The organism is Aeromonas sp. OTU364, from assembly GCF_038440395.1.
Taxonomy (GTDB): Bacteria; Pseudomonadota; Gammaproteobacteria; order Enterobacterales; family Aeromonadaceae; genus Aeromonas.
The window spans coordinates 21,660-41,490 of the sequence record NZ_JASATR010000027.1 but is presented as its reverse complement, the minus strand read 5'-3'; the positions used below and the strand labels follow the sequence as shown (position 1 = coordinate 41,490).

Below are 19,831 nucleotides of genomic sequence, written 5' to 3'. Positions count from 1 at the left end.
GCCCCCCTCTTCCGTTGGATTCTCATGAGCCGCTCTCGCTCAATCCCCCCGGCGCAGGGAGATCTCCCCCCCCAGGTAGAGCCTGATCCCCTCGTCCGTCTCCAGCCGCAGGGCACCGCGATCGTCGATACCCCGGGCGATGCCGCGGATCACCTGCTCCCCCATCAGCAACTTCACCGGTTGGCCGGCAAAGTAGTCGAGCCGGTTCCAGCTCTCGACGAAGCTCGCCAGACCGCTCTGCTCGAAGGTCTGCATGGCCTCTTGCAGGTGCAGGAGTACGCAGGCCGCCAGCTGGTTGCGATCCACCAGTTCGGGCTGAACGTGGCGCAGCTCTGACCAGGCCTGATCGATCTTCTCCCCCTGCTGGCTCGGCATCGCCAGATTGAGGCCGACCCCGATCACCAGGTGGCAGCTGGCGCCGGCACTGCCGCTCATCTCCACCAGTATGCCCGCCAGCTTGCGGCCCTGGTAATAGAGGTCGTTCGGCCATTTGAGCTCCACCCCGGGGTAGCCGAGGGATTCCAGCGCCTCCACCACGGCCACCCCCACCGCCAGACTCAGCCCCATGGCGGCCGCCATGCCCTGCTCGAGCCGCCAGTACATGCTGAGGATCAGCTGGCAACCGAACGGCGAGACCCAGGGCTTGCCACGGCGCCCCCGACCGGCGGTCTGGCACTCCGCCAGGCAACTCTCGCCGGAGCTCAGCTGGTTGACCCGCTCAAACAGATACTGGTTGGTGGAGTCGATCACCGAGAAGCAGTGCACCGGCGCCATGGGGGCCAGGGCCTGCAGTTGCGCCTCGTCATAGAGTGCCATGGGGACGGCCAGGCGGTACCCCTTGCCAGTCAGGCTGAACAGATCCAGCCCCAGCTCCTTGAGGGCGGCCATGTGCTTGCTCACCGCCGCCCTACTGATGCCGAGCTGCTCCCCCAGCTGTTCGCCGGAGTGAAACTGGCCGTCGCTGAGCAGGGTGATCAGGGTCTGCCTGACGGGGGTGAGGGTCATGCCAGCACCTCGTCGAGCCAGGTCTCGCCGGTGAGCCCCATGAAGCGCACCTCGTGCTCCAGCACCACGCCGAACTTGTGCTCAACACTGTCACGCACATGGGCCGCCAGGGCGATGAGCTCCATGGCACTGGCGCCCCCGAGGTTGACCAGCACCAGCGCCTGCTCCTGGTGGACGGCGGCGCGGCCGATGGCAAACCCCTTGAGCCCGCACTGATCGATGAGCCAGCCCGCCGCCAGCTTGGCCTGCCCTTCCCCGGCCGGATAGCAGGGCATCTGCGGGTATTGCCCCTTGAGTGCATCCGCCACCGAGGCCGGCACCACGGGGTTCTTGAAGAAGCTGCCCGCGTTGCCGAGCACCGCGGGATCCGGCAACTTGGCCATGCGGGTGGCGCAGACGGTGTCGAAGATGGCCTGCGCACCAGGGTGCTCGCCGAGGGCCGCCAGGGGGCCATAACCGATCACGGGCTGCCAGACCTTGGGCAGGCGCAAGCCAACGGCGGTGATGAAGTGGGTGTCCTGATAATCGTGCTTGAAGATGCTGTCGCGATAGCCGAACCGGCAGTCGGCCGCCGCTATGCGCTCCACCTCGCCGCTCTGCCAGTTGAATGCCTCCACATAGGCACAGAACCGGGCCAGCTCGACCCCGTAGGCGCCTATGTTCTGCACCGGGGCCGCACCGACTGTGCCCGGGATCAGCGCCAGGTTCTCCAGCCCGTGCCAGCCCTGTTGCAGGGCATGGCACACCAGCTGGTGCCACTCCTCCCCCGCCGCCACGTGCAGCAACCAGTGGCTGTCGTCATCCTGCAGTTCGATGCCTTTCATTCGATTGAGCACGACCAGACCGGCAAAATCATTGCAGAACAAGATGTTGCTCCCACCACCCAGCACCAGGCGCGGCAAGACGCTCAGCTCCGGATCGGCCCGCAACTGGCAAAGATCATCCAGCCTGGCCACTTCGGCCAGCCAGAGGCAGTGTGCGTCCAGGCCCAGGGTATTGAGGGCCGACAGGGGGGCATGGGGAGTGAGTTTCATCTGCGTGTTCCGACAAGGACAAGGGCGCAGTTTACCCCAGATCCCCCGGGACGAAAAACCCGGGTACTGTTCGGACTCAAACCGCTGGAGTAAAGTAAGCCCTTCAGCCCGTTGAGGAAGCATGAATGAACAATCAATTCGCCGTCATCGGCCTCGGCCTGTTCGGCAGCGCACTGTGTGAAGAGCTGCAGTTGCAGAATGCCGAGGTGCTGGCCATCGATATCGACGAGAGCAAGACCCGCCAGATCGCGACTCTGTGCAATCACGTCATCGTCGCCGATGCCACCGATGAGGCCACGGTCGCCGAGCTGGGACTGGCCAATTTCGACATCGTCTTCGTGGCCATCGGCGACAACCTCGAAACCAGCATTCTCACCACGCTGGTGCTGAAGGAGGCGGGGGTGAAGAAGGTGTGGGTCAAGGCGCGCGACAAGTTCCACGCCAAGATCCTGCAAAAGGTGGGGGCCGACAAGGTGATCAACCCGGAGTGGGACATGGGGCGCCGGGTCGCCCAGAGCATGCTGGACAACCGCCTGTTCGACTACCTGGAGCTGGGGCACGAGATGGTGCTGACCGAGTTCGTGATCGGTCTGCAACAGAACGGTCGCACCCTGGCCGATCTCAATCTGCTGCAACAGAACGACTTCCAGTTGCTGGCCATCAAGCGCGGCGAGGTGCTGCACAACGTGCTGACCGGCAAGATGGAGCTGCAACTCGGTGACATCCTGATCCTGGCCGGCAACAAGCACGCCATCGATCACTGGCTCGACACCCTATGATCAACTGGCGCAGCAACTACGCCTTCGCCCTGCATCGGGATACCGAATCCCGCTGGAGTGAAGCCAGGCTGATCCTGGGCAGCTTTCTCATCATCCTGCTGGTCGGTACCCTGTTTCTGGTGCAGCCCTCGAGCCACAAGGGCGAGGTCACCTTCATCAATGCCCTGTTCACCGCGACCTCGGCCATCAGTGTGACCGGACTCGGGGTGGTGGATACCGGCACCGCCTTTACCCTGCAAGGGCAGATCATACTGCTGATGCTGATGGAGATAGGGGGCCTGGGCCAGATGACCATGACCCTGCTGCTCATCGCCATGTTCAGCAAGCGGGTCGGTCTGCGCCAGCAGATACTGGCGAAGGAGGCGCTTGGCCAGGAGGGCTCGGTCAACATCATCCAGCTGGTGAAGCGCATAGTGCTGTTCGCCCTGATAGCCCAGTTGATCGGCACCGCCATCATGGCCATTCGCTGGGTGCCGGAGATGGGGTGGAGCCATGGTCTCTACGTCAGCTTTTTCCACGCGGTCTCTGCCTTCAACAACGCCGGTTTCTCGCTGTTTGCCAACAACCTCATCGACTACAGAGACGACCCCATCATCAGCCTGACCATACCGGCCCTGCTCATCCTCGGCGGGATAGGTTTTACCGTCATCGTCGACCTGGCGCGCAACCATCGCTGGCGCAAGCTGAAGCTGCACAGCAAGCTGATGCTGCTGATGACCCCCGCCCTGCTGCTGCTTGGCACCCTGATGTTCTGGCTGCTGGAACACAACAATCCCGCCACCCTCGGCAACGCCGGGCCTGGCGGCCAGCTGCTGGCGGCCTTCTTCCAGTCCGCCACGGCGCGCACGGCTGGCTTCAACACTGTGGACATAGGCCAGATGGTGCCCGCCTCCCTGCTGTTCATGATGATGTTGATGTTCATCGGCGCCGGTACCACCTCGACCGGTGGCGGCATCAAGGTCACTACCTTCGCCGTGGTGTTGCTGGCCACCAGGGCCTTTCTGACCAAGCGACCCCACGTCACCGCCTTCGGCCGTACCCTGTCACCCCAGATAGTGACCCGCTCCCTGGCCATCATCATCGTCAGTACCATGGTGCTGATGCTGGCCATGTTCCTGTTGATGCTCACCGAGTCACAGCCCTTCGACAAGATCATGTTCGAGACGGTCTCGGCCTTTGCCACCGTCGGCCTCTCGACCGGCATCACCGCCTCCCTGAGCGAACCGGGCAAGCTCATCCTGGTGCTGGTGATGATCTGCGGCCGTCTCGGCCCGCTGACCCTGGCCATCATGCTCTCCAGACCGAGCGAGACCCGGATCCGCTACCCGGAAGAGAACGTCTACACCGGCTGATCGAATGCCAGATAAAGCGAGAGGGGCCCAGAGCCCCTCTCGCTTTTGCGCCTCAAGTCGCCGCCATGATCCCGGGTCACTCAGGCCGCCTTGCTTCTGGCCGGGCGCTTGCCCGCCCCCTTGCGGGGCGCCGCACCTGTGCCACTGGCCGCCGAGCGCTTGCGGCTGAAGCGCCGCTTGCTGGCCCCCGGCGCCTCCCTGGGCAGGGCGCTGAAACTTGCCCCCGAATCCTGCCTGGCACCCTCGATCAAGGCATGCAACTGATCCGTCAGCGGCCCCATAAATTGCTGGTAACTCGCGTGACGCTCGGCGATCCGGCCCAGGTGCTGCTCCCACAGCGCCGTCATGTCCGGCGTGGTGGCGGTGGCAGGCAAGGCCTGGATCAGGGCCCGTCCGGTCGGGGTCGCCTTGATGCTCTTGCCCTGCCGCACCAGGAAGCGCCGCTTGAACAGCAGGTCTATGATGCCGGCCCGGGTTGCCTCGGTGCCCAGGCCATCGGTCTCGCGCAGGATCTTGCGGATCTCGGGATCCTGTACATGGCGGGCTATGCCCGTCATGGCGGCCAGCAGGGTAGCGTCGGTGAATGCCTTGGGCGCCTGGGTCATCTTCTCCAGCAGCTCGCCCCGCTCGCACGACAGTTGATCCCCTTCTCGCAGCGCAGGCAGGGTGCCGGCCTCCTCCTCATCGTCCTCCTCGACCCCGAGCAACGCCTTCCAGCCCGCCTTGAGGATGCGCCGCGCCTTGGCCTGGAACAGGCCGCCCGCGATACGCAGCAACACCCGGCTGTCGTTGTACTCGAACGGGGGATAGAACTGCAGCAGGTACTGGCGGGCGACCAGGCCATAGAGCTTGCCCTCGTCGGCGGAGAGGCTGGCCAGGTTGCCATGCTTCTCGGTGGGGATGATGGCGTGATGGGCATCCACCTTGCCGTCATTCCACGCCTTGCTGCGGATCTTGCCGTCCGCCTCGGCCACGGCGCTGGCCAGCGTCGGGGCCGTGGCGGCGATGGCATCCCGCACCTGGGGCGCCCGGTTGAAGTGATCGCTTGGCAGATAACGGCTGTCGGATCTGGGGTAGGTGATGAGCTTGTGGCGCTCGTAGAGGCTCTGGCAGACATCCAGCACCCGCTTGGCGTCCATGCCGAACCGCTTGGCGGCATCGATCTGCAGGCTGGAGAGGTTGTAAGGCAGTGGCGCCGCCTGTTTCCGGGCTTGCTCCTCCACCTCCTCCACCCGGGCTGGCAGGCCCTGGATCCGCTCCATCACCTTGGCGGCCAGTGCCCGGTTGAGCACCCGTCCCTCCTCGTCCTGCCAGGGCGCACAGGCCTCGGAGGGCAGCCACTTGGCGCCGAACCTTTCGTTGCGCTCCGTCACCACATGGGCCAACACCTCGTAGAAGGGTTTGGGGACGAAGGCGTCTATCTCGAGATCCCGCCGCACCACCAGCCCCAGCAACGGTGTCTGCACCCGACCGACCGAGAGCAGCTCGCTGCAACCGGCCTTGCGCCCGAGCAGGGTATAGGCGCGGGTCATGTTGATGCCGTAGAGCCAGTCGGCCCGACTGCGGGCCAGCGCCGACACCGCCAGCGGCACGAACTCCTTGTTGTCTCTGAGTTTATCGAGGGCGCGGCGCACCGCGGGGGGATTGAGATCGCTGATGAGGCAGCGCTGCACCGGCTTGAGTTTGGGGTAGCCGAGGAAGTCGATCACCTCGTCCACCAGCAGCTGCCCTTCCCTGTCCGGGTCACCGGCATTGACCACGCAGTCGGCCTGCTTGATGAGCCGCTTGATCACGGCAAGCTGGCTCCTGGTCTTGGGCTTGGCCACCAGCTGCCACTGGCTCGGCACTATGGGGAGCTGCTCCATGCGCCACTGCTTGTAGGCGGCATCATAGGCATCGGGCTCCGCCTGCTCCAGCAGGTGGCCGATACACCAGGTCACCACGTCTCCCTGCGCCGTCTCGATGAAGCCCTCCCCCTTCTTGTGGGGCTTGGGCAGAACATCGGCGATGGCGCGGCCAAGGCTGGGCTTTTCGGCAATAAAGAGTCGCATGACTGACAAACCTGATCACTGTATATGCAAACAGTATATATCGAGCCTTTCATAAAGCCCAACACAGGCCCATTCAGAACCAGAGCGTCGCACTGGAGCGCAAAACGTCGCGACAGCGCCGTTTCCAGCATGATTAGTGCGGATATGATGACAAAAAGAGAGCCAAATAAGGCTAAACTGACAGAGTTAACCCTCTGAATTTGATTTAAATTCAAACAAAGGTGTTTTGGTGAAACTTAAAACCAAAAAAAACCAATTTAAAGAATAAAAAGCATAACCGAGGTCAACCCCTCACCCACCAAGACTACTACTATATTGGTAATACCAGATTCGAAGGACACTGCGCCATGCTTGGAAAAATGTTGAGAAAGACCTGGTTCTGGCTCCTGCTGCTCGGAGCCCTGCTGGGCGTCGCGGCACTGGGAGTGACAGTCACAGTGCTGCACAAGACCAGCTCCACCGAATTCTGCGTCTCCTGTCACTCCATGCAGACACCGCTCGCCGAGTATCAGGGCAGCGTCCACTTCCAGAACGTGAAGGGGATCCGCGCAGAGTGCGCCGACTGCCACATTCCCAATGAGCCCGCCTCCTACCTCTGGACCAAGATCCGCGCCGTGAAGGACATCTATCACGAGGCGATCGGCACACTCGACACTCCCGAAAAATACGAGGCCCAAAAGCTGCGCATGGCCCAGACGGTCTGGGATCAGCTCAAGGCCAACGACTCCGCCACCTGCCGCAGCTGCCACAGCTACGCCGCCATGGACATCCTGGCCCAGCGCCCCAATGCCCGGGCCGAGCACCCGGTCGCCATCAAGGAGGGCCAGACCTGCATCGACTGCCACCGCGGCGTCGCCCACATCATGCCTGACATGAGCGGTCTGGCTGCCGCCGGTGCCAGTGAACTGGCTGCCGCCGCGGCCCAGACCCCGGCCAGCGTCACCACCCGTTACGCCATCGCCACCACCCCCCTGTTCCTCGATGCCAAGGCCACCACGGACGAGGGCACCCTGATGCCGTCAACCCAGGTCGAGATCCTGGCCAACGACAACGGCCGCGCCCAGGTGCAGATCGAGGGCTGGCAGCAGGACGGGGTGAGCGAGGTGTTCTACGCCGCCCCCGGCAAGCGCATCCTGAGCGTGCTGGTCGGCGATGCCGCCAAGCAGGCGCTGGTCACCGGCAAGAGCGAGACCGACAGCGCCACCAACCTCACCTGGCATCAGGTCAAGCTGACCGCCTGGGTGGATCAGAACCAGCTCATCGGCGATCAGGGCAAGCTGTGGCAATACGCCTCCACCCTGATGTCCAACAACTGTACCGGCTGCCACGGTCTGACCGCGCTGGATCACTTCAATGCCAACCAGTGGATAGGCGTCATCAAGGGCATGGAGTCCCGTACCTCCCTCACCCCGGAGCAGGCTCGCATGCTGACCCAATACGTGCAGAAACACGCCAGTGACATGAACGCGGCACACTAAGGCTGGAACAGAGGAATTCGATATGACTTTTTTCAATGATCAACAGACCAATCTGTCCCGCCGCAGCCTGCTCAAGGGCATGGGGGCCTGTGCCGCCCTGCCCCTGCTCGGTGCCCTGTTCCCGAAACACGCCCTGGCCCAGGCCATCAGTACGGCGCTGGAGCAGTTCCCCACCCTGGTCCCCGCCCAGAAGGGCATACTGACCGGCGCCCACTGGGGAGCCTTCGAGGCCATAGTCGCCGATGGCCGCATGGTGCGGGTCCAGCCGGTGGCCGATGATCCGGCACCGAACGACCTCATCGACATGGCGCCGTTCCAGGTCCATGCCAAGAACCGCATCAAGTACCCCATGGTACGCAAGAGCTGGCTGGAGCACGGCCCGGGCGCCAAGCCCGAGCTGCGCGGCGCTGACGAGTGGGTGCGGGTGAGCTGGGAGCAGGCCATCGAACTGGTGGCCGGCGAGATCCAGCGGGTCCAGCGCGACGTCGGCCCTCAGGCGATCCACGCCGGTTCCTACGGCTGGAAGAGTGTGGGCATGTTCCACAACAGCCGCACCCTGCTGCACCGCCTGATGAACCTCGCCGGGGGCTTCACCGGCTATGCCGGGGACTACTCCACCGGCGCGGCCCAGGTGATCATGTCCCACGTGATGGGCTCCATCGAGGTGTACGAGCAGCAGACCGCCTGGCCGAACGTGGTGGAGCACGCCGAACTGGTGGTGCTCTGGGGGGTCAACGCTCAGGTCACCCTGAAGAACAGCTGGAACATGCCGGATCACGAGGGTCAGGCAGGCTTCAAGGCGCTGAAAGAGAAAGGCACCCGGGTCATCAGCATCGACCCCGTCTACAACGAGACCGCCAAGCTGGCCAACGCCGAGTGGATAGCCCCCAACGCCTACACAGACGTGGCCATGATGCTGGGGGTGGCCCACACCCTCTATAGCGAGAAGAAGCACGATCAGGCCTTCCTCGATCGCTACGCCGTCGGCTTCGACAAGTTCCTCGCCTACCTGCTCGGCCAGGACGACGGTCAGCCCAAGAGCGCCGAGTGGGCGAGCACCGTCTGCGGCGTCGAGGCCAAGGTGATTCGCCAGCTGGCCCTCGACATGGCGGCCAAGCGCACCATGATCATGGCCGGCTGGGGCATGCAGCGGCAGCACCACGGGGAGCAGCCCAACTGGATGCTGGTCACCCTGGCGGCCATGCTGGGCCAGATCGGCCTGCCGGGGGGCGGCTACGGCTTCAGCTATCACTACTCCTCCGGTGGCAGCCCCACCGCCAAGGGCGGCATTCTGGCGGGCATCTCCGCCGGCAACGCCCCCAAGAACAGCCCGGCCCCCATTCCGGTGGCGCGCATCGCCGACTGCCTCGCCAATCCCGGCAAGACCATCGACTTCAACGGCCGCAAGGTGACCTATCCGGACATCAAGCTGGTCTACGTGGCGGGGGGCAACCCCTTCCACCACCACCAGGACACCAACAACCTGCTGCAGGCCTGGCGCAAGCCGCAGACCGTGATAGTCCACGAGCCCTACTGGACCGCCACCGCCAAGCACGCCGACATAGTGCTGCCGGTCACCACCAGCTACGAGCGCAACGATCTGGAGATGGGGGGCGACTACTCCCAGCGCTATGTGTTCCCCATGCACCAGTGCGTGCCGCCCCAGCATGAGGCCCGCAACGACTTTGACATCTTCAGCGCCATCGCCGCCAAGCTGGGCCTGCAGGAGGCCTATACCGAGGGCAAGGACGAGATGCTGTGGCTCAAGCAGATGTACGACGGCATGGCCGCCCAGGCCCGGGGTGCCCGGGTCGCGCTGCCGCCGTTCAGCATGTTCTGGGAATCCAACAACTACATCCGTTTCCCGATCCCGGAGGCGAACCGCCAGTGGATCCGTCACGCCGATTTTCGCGAGAACCCGCTGCTCAACCCGCTCGGCACCCCGTCCGGCAAGATAGAGATCTTCTCCAACACGGTAGCCGGCATGGGCTATGCCGACTGCGCCGGTCACCCCAAGTGGTATGAGCCCAAGGAGTGGGTCAAGAGCGAGGTGGCGGCGCGCTATCCGCTGTCGCTCAACACCTCCCACCCGACCCAGCGGCTGCACTCCCAGCTGGACAACACCCCCCTGCGGGACAAGTTCGCCATCGCCGATCGGGAGGCCATACTGATCCACCCGGACGACGCCAAGAGCCGCGGCATCCAGGACGGGGACCTGGTGCGCGCCTTCAACGAGCGCGGCCAGATCCTGGTGGGGGCGCTGCTCTCGAAAGACATTCGCCCCGGCGTGGTGCGGATCTGCGAAGGAGCCTGGTTCGATCCGGCCAAGCCGGGCGAGGTGGGCGCCATCTGCAAGAACGGCAACGTCAACTGCCTCACCTTCGACGAGGGCTCTTCCAGCCTGGCGCAAGGCAACTGCGGTCACATGGCCCAGTTGCAGATCGAGAAATACAGCGGGCCAGATCTCGTCAACACAGCCCATGAGGTACCGGCCAACGCCTGATCCCGGGTGAACACAAAAACGGCGCCATAAGGCGCCGTTTTTTTATCGTGGTTTCCGATGTGACTCAGAAGTCTCCCTCAATCATGTACTCTTCCGTACACTCCACCGCCTTGCCGCCAGAGCGCAGCCAAGATAGATCAGAAGTCTCCCTCAACCATGTACTCTTCCGCACACTCGACGAGCTGGGGCCAGAGCTCTTCCGGCACCCAGGCTTCGGGGTCATCCTCATCCCCATCATACTGGGTCCAGAAGAAGGCGCGCAGGCCGCTCGCGAAGTCGTCGCTGATCTCGGCAAGCTCGGAGAGCGGCCCCAGCCAGGCGATGCGGCGCAGGCCGGAGGCGAGATCGTTGATGGCATCCATCAGGGTGCGATCGTCCTGACTCTGCTCCACCAGCAGGGTGAAGCGCTCGCGGGCGCTCTCGGTCTGATCCTCGTCCAGCTCGCCCACATCGGCCAGCAGATCGACAAAGTCCTCCAGCAGGAACTGGATCAGGGACTCCCTGTCCTCAAACCACTGGATCTGGGCCCCCTTGGTACCCAGCACGGAGGCATCGAACGAATCATCGAGATGGCACAGCGCCCATGGATCGTCAGTCATTGCTACCCTTCCTACCACTTGAATTAAGGACTCTATCTTATGCCTGGTGCGCCCCCCATGCTACCTCGGAGGACGACCCGGGCCCGAGCGGCCCATGCCGGGCCGCCTCGCTCATACGTGTGCTAACCGTCTACCCTGGCCACCTTGGGCAGGGAGAGGGAGGCGGCAAGCCCTCCCAGCTCTGCGCGCCCCATGATGAGGCTGCCACGATAGGCTTCGGCCAGGTCTGAGACTATGTTGAGGCCGAGCCCGGATCCCGGCACCTTCTCGTCGAGGCGCACCCCGCGCAGCACCGCCTTGGCGATCTGATCCTCGCTCATGCCGGGGCCGTCGTCCTCGATACGCAGGGTGATCCAGCCCCCCAGCTCGGCGCTGGAGATGCGCAGCTCGCTGGCGGACCACTTGAAGGCGTTCTCCAGCAGGTTGCCCACCATCTCGTCAAAGTCCTGCTCCTCCACCCCGACCGCCAGGTTGGCCGGCACCTGCAGGTCCACCGTCTTACCCGGGTAGAGACGGGAGAAGGCGCGACAGATGTACTCCACCCGCGCCCGCACCGGGGTCGAGACCCCGAGGATCTTGGCGGCCCCGGTGACCCGTGCCTTGCCGAGGTGATAGTCGATGTGGCGCTGGATCTGGTCGAGCTGCTCGCCGATGGCGGCCTGATCCTCGGGGGGCAGCTGGGCCACCTGATTGCGCATTATGCTGAGCGGCGTCTTGAGGGCGTGAGCCAGGTTGCCGGTGTGGGAGCGGGCTCGCTGCAGCAGCTCGCCGTAGTGGTGCAGCAGGCGGTTGATGTCTTCCACCAGCGGCTGGATCTCCAACGGATAGCGCAGCCTGAACCCCTCCTGATGGCCCTGATGGACCCGGCCCAGCTCGCGGCGCAGCAGGTGGAGCGGCCTCAGGCCGTAGACGATCTGGAACATGAAGCCCAGCACCAGACCGGCGGCCGCGAAGCCGAGACCGAGGAAGAGGCTGATCCGGGTCTTCTTCAGGGTCTGGGTCAGGGCGCTGCTGTCCTTGGCCATCACCAGGGTAAACACCTTGTCAGAGCCCGGCAGCAGCACAGTGCGGGTCATGATCAGCAAGGGCTCCTTGTTGGGCCCCTTGCCGACGAAGAGATCCGGATCCCCGAAGGCCGACTTCAGGCCGTGGGCGCTCAGGTGCACATCCCACAGGGAGCGGGAGCGGCTGACCACGGCATCCCCCAGCTCAAGCTGCCAGTAATAGCCGGAATAGGGCTGGCGGAAACGGGGGTCCGCCATGGGCTCGGTGACCACGGGCAGGCCGTCGGGCTGGATCTCGAGGCGGGAGAGCAGATCGTAGAGCTGCAACCGCAGGCCGTCGGCTTCCGCCTCCTGCCAGTAGTTGCGCATCATGGTCTGCAGGCTGAAGCCGGTGGCGAACAGGAAGAGCCCGCACCAGACCAGTGCTATGGCCACCAACCGTCCCCTCAGGGTACGCACCAGCCTCATTCACCGCCCCCCAGCCGTGCTGGCATCAACGCCCGTCTCACTCGTTGATCCGGTAGCCGAGGCCGCGCACCGTCTCGATCAGATCGGCGTGGGTCTTCTTGCGGATCCGGCCGATGAATACCTCGACCGTGTTGGAGTCGCGATCGAAATCCTGGGCATAGATGTGGTCGATCAGCTCGCTGCGGGACACCACCTTGCCCCTGTGCTGCATCAGATAACCCAGCACCCGGAACTCGTGGGCGGTGAGCTTGATGGGGGTCCCTTCGTACCATACCTGAGACGCCGCCATGTCGAGCCGCACCCCGCCAATCTCCAGGATGGAGCTGGCGTTGCCCGCCGCCCGCCGCACCAGGGCCTGTACCCGGGCCACCAGCTCGGCGACCTGGAACGGCTTGGTGAGGTAGTCATCGGCCCCGGCGTTGAGCCCTTCTATCTTCTCGTGCAGCTGGCCACGGGCAGTCAGTACCAGCACAGGTGTGTCTATCCCCTTGCTGCGCCACTCCTTGAGCACGCTCAGGCCATCGCGACCCGGCAGGCCGAGATCCAGGATGATGGCGTCGTAGGGCTCGGTCTCGCCGAGAAAACCCGCCTCGTTGCCATCGTGGCAGAGATCGGTCACAAACCCGGACAGGCGCAGCTGTTCCGCCAGCTGGCCCGCCAGGATCTTTTCATCTTCAACTATCAGAATTCGCATAAATGGGTATCCAAAGCAGAGTTGCGCCTGTCGCGGCGGCGATTGGGGGACGAGTCATCAAGGCGGGGAGCATGCGGCGGATCACTCCTCTTCCGGGGGCGGGCGAGGCTCGAACAGGCGCTCCAGATGATGACCCTTGAGCCACACCATCTCCAGGTTGTCGGCGCGATAGCCCACCTTGATGACGCTGTTCTCGTCGTCGATGAGCCGAAGCTCGTAGAGCCAGACCCCGTCCTCCTCCCCCAGATCGACGCGCAGTACGCGCACCGGCAGGCGGGAAGCCACCTCCATCAACTCATGAAAAGGCCGGATCCGCCCCTCGCTGACCGCCTGTTGCAGCAAGGCCTCGTTCGGCTGGGCCGCCTGGGACAGCATCGGCAGCAGCAATCCAAGCAGGGGCAGCGCGCTATTCATGGGTGATTCATCTCTCAAAACCTAACATAATGCCGTTTATAGTGTGCCAGCCATGAATCCGGAATGAATATGATCCCACGCAGTATCCTGCTGATCCTCTGCCTTTTTTCCACCCTTGGCTGGGCGGCTCAGGCGCGTCTCGACATGCCGGCCCTGGTCAAGCTGTTGCTGGCACAAGGGTACCACGACATTCGGGAAGTCGAGCTGGAAGGGGACAAATTCGAGGTGGAAACCCTGGATGCCGACGATAGGCGAGTGCAGCTGCAGGTCGATGCCTACAGCGGAGAGATCACCAAAAAAGAGGCCGATTAGGCCTCTTTTGCCAGGTGCGCTGCGCGGGGATGAGGGCGTGGCCAGTCACGCCTCTTTCAGTTTCTGACGTTGCTGCCGGCGCTGGCGCCAGGGGCGCAGCAGCTTCTCCCGCCGCGGCCACAACAGCCCCCCCGCCAGCAACAGGTAGATGAGGGGCTCCTGCCAGCCACTCTTGACCGACCACCAGTAGTGCACCGGCACCAGCAGGGCCACCGCATAGATCCAGTTGTGCAGCTTCTGCCAGCTTGGCCCCATGGCCCGCAGCAGGGCCGGGATCGAGGTGATGCTGAGCGCCAGCAGCAAAAACAGCGCCACCATGCCCACCACTATGTAGCTGCGCTTCACCAGCTCGCCGCCGATCAGCCCCCAGTCGAACTGCAGATCCAGCCCCAGCCACACCATGAAATGCAAACCGGCCCAGGTCGCGCACCAGAGCCCGAGGGGGCGGCGCAGCTTGATGAGCTGCCCCTGGCGCCAGCGTTTGGCCAGCGGCGACACCAGCAGGGTGAGCAGCAGCAGGTGCAGTGCCCCCTTGCCGAGGTAGTGGGTCAGCCCTTGCACCGGATCCCCCCCCAGCAACCCGGCCGGCACCGCATAGCCCAGCCAGAGCAGGCACCCCAGCGCCCCCAGATGTACCAGGGCCCGCAGCAGGGTGATATGGCGCGTGGTCAGTCTCAGAGCCATGAATTCAATCTCCTCCTATGTCCGTTCTCAGAACCTGCTCACGATCTGTCGCGAGAGGTCGTCAGCAAGGTAAAGAGCAGCGCAGGAACCGGAGCGTATAGATATACGTGAGGATTCCGAGCAGCACATGAGCCTTGATCACGGCCTCGCAGCAAGATCGTGCACGGGTTCTCAATACCATTTGCGCAGATCCATCCCCTGATAGAGGGAGGCCACCTCGTCGCCATAGCCGTTGAACATCAGGGTCGGCTGGCGCTTGGCGCCGAAGATGCCTCCCTCGCCGATGAAACGCTCGCTGGCCTGGCTCCAGCGCGGATGATCCACTTCGGGATTGACGTTGGCATAGAAACCATATTCATTCGGTGCCAAGAGGTTCCAGGTGGTGGGAGGCATCTCCTCCACCAGACGGATGGAGACTATGCTCTTGATGCTCTTGAAGCCGTACTTCCAGGGCACCACCAGCCGGATGGGCGCCCCGTTCTGGGCGGGCAGCGTCTTGCCGTAGAGCCCCATCGCCAGGAAGGCGAGCGGGTGCATCGCCTCGTCGAGGCGCAAGCCCTCCACATAGGGATAATCGATACCGCCGCCGAGGGAGCGGGAGGCCTGTCCCGGCAGCTGCTCGGGATCATAGAGGGTCTCGAACGCCACGAACTTGGCGCGACTGTTGGGCTCGGCACGGCGGATCAAATCCGCCAGCGGGATGCCGCTCCAGGGCAGCACCATGGACCAGGCCTCCACGCAGCGCAGCCGGTAGATCCGCTCCTCCAGGGTACTCTTGTTGATGAGATCCCACACATCCAGGGTAAAGGGGTTGGCCACCTCCCCCTCCACCTTGAGCGTCCAGGGCTCGGGTTTGAGGTAGTGGGCGTTGCGGGCCGGATCCCCCTTGTCGGTGCCGAGCTCATAGAAGTTGTTGTGGCTGGTCGCCTTCTCCAGCGGCGTCAGAGTCAATCCGTCCTGCCGGGTCGCAGCCTTGTAATTGAGTGGTTTGGTGGCAGGTGCCGGGGTCGACTCCTCGGTGGAGAAGAGATCCAGCAGGCTGGCCTGGGTGGGAAATGCCAGGGTGGCGGCACTCAGTCCCAGTCCTTTCAGAATGAGTCGGCGATCCTGATAGACGGCTTCCGGCGTGACATCCTGTTCGGTGAGGTGATGAGAGGAACGGCGCTTGATCAACATGAAAAACTCCCGGGGCGATGAGGCTGACAACCATAAGACCCGCCCCGGCCGAGTTTTATTTCACACAAATTTACATGGGCTGGTAAAGAGGCAGCGCCTTGGCCATGGTGCCGACCAGGAACAGCAGAATGAATACCAGCAGGGGGACTATCACGTTTGGCACCATCAGACTCACTCCATGAGCAGGACAGGGCCTCTAACTATGGTCGAAGGCCAAGGACGCCTCCAATGAATTTTTTTCGCGAGCGCAAGCGTATTCCCGAGTTGAAAAGAGTGACGGAGATCACACACAATCCGGCCCCTGCTTGCCGCCCCCTTGCCGAAGGGTAGGCTGCCTCCTTTTCCGAATTCAACCACTGAGAGTCATGCCATGAGCCCATTGATCGCCATCGCCATCACGACCGGGATCCTCTCCGCCGTCTGGGGCGGACTGGCCGCCGCCCTTGGCCTCATCTCCTGGGTCGGCTTCCTCGGTTGTACCAGCTATTTCGCCTCGAGCGGCGGTTACAAGGCGCTGCTGCAGACCCTGCTGTGCAATGCCAGCGGCATGCTGTGGGCACTGCTGCTGATCCACGGCGAAGGTTGGTGGGGGGCCGGCATGGCGGGCTATCTGATGACGGGTGTGGTGGCAACCCTGATGTGCGTGCAAGCCAGGCAGCAGTGGCTGGGCTACATTCCCGGCACCTTCGCCGGTTGCTGCGCCACCTTCGGGGCGGCGGGGGAGTGGCGGCTCATCCTGCCCTCCCTGGTGATAGGCGCGCTCTTTGGCTACCTGATGAAGGCGAGCGGCCTCTGGCTCTCCCACAAAACCCGGAAGGCCCAGGCAAGCACCGGCGTGACCGATCCGGCCTGAACAAGGGGAGCGGCAAGTCGCTGACCGGTCGCCCCCGCCTCGCTTATCCCTTCGATTTGAAGTTTGCCGCCTCGATACCGTGCCGATTCAATAACTTGTAGAAATCGGTGCGGTTTCTTCCCGCCATGTTGGCCGCCAGGGTCACATTCCCTTCCGTGGTGCGCAGCAGCCGGATCAGATACTCCTTCTCGAACTCGGCGCGCGCCTCGTTGAACGAGGGAATGCCGCCGACGCCACCGCTCAGGGCCGATTCAACCATGGCGGCGCCGATCACCGGGCTGCAGCAGAGGCTGGCGAGCTGCTCCACCACCCCATAGAGCTGACGGACGTTGCCGGGCCAGGCCGCCGCCGCCAGCAGGGCCAGCGCCTCCGGCGAAAAGCCGAGGGCGGCGCAGTTGTCGTGACGACTGCGATAGTCGTCCAGCGCCTGGCGCGCCAGCAGGGGGATATCCTCGCTGCGGGCACTGAGGGGCGGCAAGGTGATGTTGGCCACGTTGAGGCGGTAGAAGAGATCCTCCCGAAAACGCCCCTCCTCCATGGCAGTGACCAGATCCTGATGGCTGGAGCTGATGACTCTCACCTCGGGGGTGCCCTGACCATATTCCGCCAGCACCTGCAGCAACTTGGCCTGCAACGACTCAGACAGATTCCCTATCTCGTCGAGGAAGAGGGTCGCCCCCTTGGCCTGCTCGAACAGGCCGGACTGTCCATCCTCGCCAAACAGCTGCAAGTCCAGCACAGGCCAGGGCAGCGCGGCACAATTGATGGTGTGCAGCGGCTGGTCACGGCGACGGCTTGCCTGATGCAGCGCCTGGGTCATCACCCCCTTGCCGGAGCCCGAAGGGCCCAGGATCAGCACGGGCACCTCCATGGCGGCGATGCTGCTCGCCTGGATCAGCAACTGCTCCATCTGGGGGTTGCGGGTCTGGATGAGGGATTGCCACTCATGCTGCTGTTTCGGGCGGGTCAGACTCAGGGCGTGCTCTATGGTGACCAGCAGCTCGTCCTTGTCGATGGGCTTGGTGAGAAAGCTGAACACCCCGGAACGGGTCGCCTGGATGGCGTCGGGGATGGTGCCATGGGCGGTCATGATGATGACCGGCATGCCGAGCCACTGGGACTGGATCCGCTCGAACAGCGCCAGTCCGTCCATGCCCCCCATCCGCAGGTCGCTCAGCACCAGATCGGCCCGCTGCTGGCGCAACCTGTCCAGCGCCCCCTCGGCACTGTCGGCTGTATCCACCTCGTAACCCTGACTACGCAGGCGCATGCTCATCAGCTTGAGCAGGCTGGCATCGTCGTCCACCAGCAGAATGCGACTCATGCTCTCACCCCTTTACCCTGAAGACCTGTTGTTGTTCCCTGCCTTGCACGCCCTCGGCACGTCATGGCTGGGCGCCCCCATTGAGCTTGCGCTGGTTGAGCTGTTCGTCGATGGCGGAGAGTTGCTCTATCTGGCGGCGCAGACGCTGCACCTCCTGGCTCTGATCGTCGCGGCGACTGTCACGGGCCAGCAGCTCCTCGCCGAGGGCTATCCAGCTGCGCAGGAAGGCCTGGGCATCCAGGCCGAGCTCGGGCAGCAGGGCCTTGAGCTTGTCCAACCCGGCCCGGCGGCTCGCCACCGACTCGGACGGATGGGTGTTGACCATGGCCAGGCTGACCCGGCTCTCGAGATCGGTGGCACCGGCCAGCCGCTCGCGCTCCTGCGCCCGCTGCTGGGGACGGCTGGCCAGCAGCCAGTCGGAGTATTGCAGGCGCACCTGCATCTCTTTGTTGGCGAACTCCATCCGCTTGGCGAGAACCTGCTCGGAGGGCTCTGTCAGGCTGCGCGATGGCAGCAGGGAGCAGCCTGCGAGCAGGCTCATCATCAATACGGGTACAACGAATCGTTTCATCTTGAATGTCACTTCAGATCCTGGTGGGGAACAGGCACCTGCCCGTTCCTCTCATATTCTGTGTCAAGGCGCCGCCGCACCTGCGGGGTGGCCACCGCGCCCGTCAGCTTGGCCGCACGTTCAAATCCAGCCGGAAACAGACATCGGCCTGTTTATCCTCTATTAATTTAAGCTCGCCCCCCAGACTCATCGCCGACTCGCGGGCAATGGAGAGGCCCATTCCGGATCCTTTCAACAACCCCTGACGCACTATGCTGCCCTGCTCGAAGGGCTCGAAGATCCGCTCCCGCTCGTCTGGCGGGATGACGGGCCCTTCGTTGGCCACCTCCAGCCAGCTGCCGTTGGCATCCTGGCCGGCACGGATCCAGATCTGGCCACCCTTGGCGCCATAACTGACCGCGTTGGAAAACAGGTTGTCGAGGATGAGTCGCAGACGATAGGGCTCGGCCTGCAGGCTGATGGGCTCGGGCGGCAAGTGTACACTGATTTGTTTGGATTCCAGCGCCAGCCGGTATTCTGCAGACAATTCTGACAACAGGGGGGTCAACGGCACCGCCGTCAGGCTGAACACCTCCTGCTGGCTGAGGCGGTTGAAATCGAGCAGGCGCTCGATCAGGGTCTGCAGCCGGCGGCTGTTCTCCTCCAGCATCTGGCAGATCTCCTGCTGATCCCCATTGAGCGGCCCCACCAGCTGTTCGGAGAGCAGATCCGCCCCCTCCCGCAGCACGGCGAGAGGGGTCTTCAGCTCGTGGGAGACGTGGCGCAGGAACTGGTACTTCTGCTGTTCCAGCTCCTTGAGCTTGTCGTGCAGCCAGCCAATCCGCTCTCCCAGCAGCACCAGTTCGGCGGGGCCATCCACCGGGCGCTTGTCCGGCTCGACACCGGCTCCCAGACTCAGGATCCGCGACTCAATCTGACGCACGGGGTGGATGATGAGGTAGGTAAACAGCAGCACCAGCAACAGGCTGAGCCCCGCCACGAAACCGCTCACCCACCAGATCTCCTTCCTCAGTTCGGCGATGGCCGCCCGCATGCCCGCCACATGCTCATCGACCTGGCTGCGGGTGACCACTTCCAGTTGCTGGTTGAGCTCATTGAACCGGGTGAACTTGGGGCTGGTCGCCTCCTCTCTGGCCTTGCGCAGATCCTGCAAGCCATCCAGCCAGGCCAGGGTGGCCTCGAGATCCGTGTAGGCGGCGGCATCCGGGATGGACTGCCGATGGGTGGCGAGCAGCTCGCGATAGCGGGCCAGCTGCTGCTGATAGCTGCCGAGGATGCGTTCGTCCCCTAGCACCGCATAGCGGCGCAAGGTGCGCTCCAGATCGATGGCCTGGGTGGTGAGCAGGGTCGCCCGGCGGGTATCCCGCACCGCGCGCTCCATCTCGTCGCTGGTCAGCTGACCCAGATGGGAGAGTGCCTGGCTGTCGTGCCAGATCATGCCCCCCAGGGGCATCAGCACCAGCACGAAGCCCATCAATACCACCTGGAGCAGGGAACGGGGCCGAACCTTGGTCATCTTCTGCTGTCTCG

General features: G+C 63.8%; 18 protein-coding genes. 6 read left to right on the top strand and 12 right to left on the bottom strand.

Annotated elements, in window-relative coordinates; genetic code table 11:
* Positions 1-39: 39 nt before the first annotated feature.
* Positions 40-1,005 carry a bifunctional biotin--[acetyl-CoA-carboxylase] ligase/biotin operon repressor BirA gene (birA, locus tag AAHB08_RS20020; RefSeq protein ID WP_265435005.1) on the bottom strand — a complete coding sequence of 322 codons (966 nt, stop codon included), beginning with the start codon at positions 1,003-1,005 and terminating at the stop codon, positions 40-42.
* The gene (gene murB, locus AAHB08_RS20015; RefSeq protein ID WP_342059885.1) at positions 1,002-2,039 is read right to left on the bottom strand and encodes a UDP-N-acetylmuramate dehydrogenase; all 1,038 of its coding nucleotides are present in this window, start codon (positions 2,037-2,039) and stop codon (positions 1,002-1,004) included. The genes birA and murB overlap by 4 nt, the downstream gene beginning before the upstream one ends.
* A 125-nt stretch (positions 2,040-2,164) precedes the next feature.
* Here murB and AAHB08_RS20010 point away from each other — a divergent pair, with 125 nt between their 5' ends.
* Positions 2,165-2,818: a potassium channel family protein gene (locus AAHB08_RS20010; RefSeq protein ID WP_042650608.1), complete on the top strand. Its 654-nt coding sequence runs from the start codon at positions 2,165-2,167 to the stop codon at positions 2,816-2,818.
* On the top strand, positions 2,815-4,170 hold the full coding sequence (locus AAHB08_RS20005) for a TrkH family potassium uptake protein (protein WP_265435007.1): 1,356 nt from the start codon (positions 2,815-2,817) through the stop codon (positions 4,168-4,170). Before AAHB08_RS20010 ends, AAHB08_RS20005 begins: the two co-directional genes overlap by 4 nt.
* A gap of 80 nt (positions 4,171-4,250) precedes the next feature.
* Here the strand turns inward: AAHB08_RS20005 and AAHB08_RS20000 are convergent, their stop codons facing one another.
* Entirely contained in the window at positions 4,251-6,221 is a 1,971-nt protein-coding gene (locus tag AAHB08_RS20000) for a DNA topoisomerase III (RefSeq protein WP_342059884.1), read from the bottom strand.
* A gap of 347 nt (positions 6,222-6,568) precedes the next feature.
* Here AAHB08_RS20000 and AAHB08_RS19995 point away from each other — a divergent pair, with 347 nt between their 5' ends.
* Entirely contained in the window at positions 6,569-7,699 is a 1,131-nt protein-coding gene (locus tag AAHB08_RS19995) for a NapC/NirT family cytochrome c (protein WP_342059883.1), read from the top strand.
* Positions 7,700-7,721: 22 nt separating this feature from the next.
* Positions 7,722-10,202, top strand: coding sequence for a trimethylamine-N-oxide reductase TorA (gene torA, locus AAHB08_RS19990; RefSeq protein WP_342059882.1), 2,481 nt, complete (start codon positions 7,722-7,724; stop codon positions 10,200-10,202).
* 137 nt (positions 10,203-10,339) lie between these two features.
* On the opposite strand, the gene AAHB08_RS19985 is transcribed toward torA, so the two are convergent.
* The 4 genes from AAHB08_RS19985 to AAHB08_RS19970 form a co-directional block, all read right to left on the bottom strand.
* On the bottom strand, positions 10,340-10,801 hold the full coding sequence (locus AAHB08_RS19985) for a hypothetical protein (RefSeq protein ID WP_139437891.1): 462 nt from the start codon (positions 10,799-10,801) through the stop codon (positions 10,340-10,342).
* 122 nt (positions 10,802-10,923) lie between these two features.
* The gene (locus tag AAHB08_RS19980; protein WP_139437893.1) at positions 10,924-12,273 is read right to left on the bottom strand and encodes a sensor histidine kinase; all 1,350 of its coding nucleotides are present in this window, start codon (positions 12,271-12,273) and stop codon (positions 10,924-10,926) included.
* 37 nt (positions 12,274-12,310) lie between these two features.
* Positions 12,311-12,967 carry a response regulator transcription factor gene (locus tag AAHB08_RS19975; protein ID WP_025328630.1) on the bottom strand — a complete coding sequence of 219 codons (657 nt, stop codon included), beginning with the start codon at positions 12,965-12,967 and terminating at the stop codon, positions 12,311-12,313.
* A gap of 81 nt (positions 12,968-13,048) precedes the next feature.
* A complete protein-coding gene (locus AAHB08_RS19970) occupies positions 13,049-13,381 on the bottom strand; it encodes a PepSY domain-containing protein (protein ID WP_319917425.1) in 333 nt (110 codons plus the stop codon).
* Positions 13,382-13,444: 63 nt separating this feature from the next.
* Here AAHB08_RS19970 and AAHB08_RS19965 point away from each other — a divergent pair, with 63 nt between their 5' ends.
* Entirely contained in the window at positions 13,445-13,693 is a 249-nt protein-coding gene (locus AAHB08_RS19965) for a PepSY domain-containing protein (RefSeq protein ID WP_005332668.1), read from the top strand.
* A gap of 45 nt (positions 13,694-13,738) precedes the next feature.
* Here AAHB08_RS19965 and msrQ read toward each other — a convergent pair whose 3' ends face one another.
* Together msrQ and msrP are read right to left on the bottom strand one after the other, a co-directional pair.
* Positions 13,739-14,377, bottom strand: a complete 639-nt coding sequence (msrQ, locus tag AAHB08_RS19960; protein WP_342059881.1) for a protein-methionine-sulfoxide reductase heme-binding subunit MsrQ — start codon at positions 14,375-14,377, stop codon at positions 13,739-13,741.
* Between the two features lie 171 nt (positions 14,378-14,548).
* Entirely contained in the window at positions 14,549-15,553 is a 1,005-nt protein-coding gene (msrP, locus tag AAHB08_RS19955) for a protein-methionine-sulfoxide reductase catalytic subunit MsrP (protein ID WP_342059880.1), read from the bottom strand.
* A 370-nt stretch (positions 15,554-15,923) separates the two neighbouring features.
* On the opposite strand from msrP, the gene AAHB08_RS19950 reads away from it, so the two are divergent.
* Positions 15,924-16,406 (top strand): DUF1097 domain-containing protein, encoded by a 483-nt coding sequence (locus AAHB08_RS19950; protein ID WP_247627516.1) that lies wholly within the window; start codon positions 15,924-15,926, stop codon positions 16,404-16,406.
* A 43-nt stretch (positions 16,407-16,449) separates the two neighbouring features.
* Here the strand turns inward: AAHB08_RS19950 and AAHB08_RS19945 are convergent, their stop codons facing one another.
* The 3 genes from AAHB08_RS19945 to AAHB08_RS19935 form a co-directional block, all read right to left on the bottom strand.
* Entirely contained in the window at positions 16,450-17,730 is a 1,281-nt protein-coding gene (locus tag AAHB08_RS19945) for a sigma 54-interacting transcriptional regulator (RefSeq protein ID WP_139437902.1), read from the bottom strand.
* A gap of 61 nt (positions 17,731-17,791) precedes the next feature.
* Positions 17,792-18,301 (bottom strand): hypothetical protein, encoded by a 510-nt coding sequence (locus tag AAHB08_RS19940; protein ID WP_247627517.1) that lies wholly within the window; start codon positions 18,299-18,301, stop codon positions 17,792-17,794.
* Positions 18,302-18,404: 103 nt separating this feature from the next.
* Positions 18,405-19,817 (bottom strand): sensor histidine kinase, encoded by a 1,413-nt coding sequence (locus AAHB08_RS19935; RefSeq protein WP_342059879.1) that lies wholly within the window; start codon positions 19,815-19,817, stop codon positions 18,405-18,407.
* Positions 19,818-19,831 lie beyond the last annotated feature (14 nt).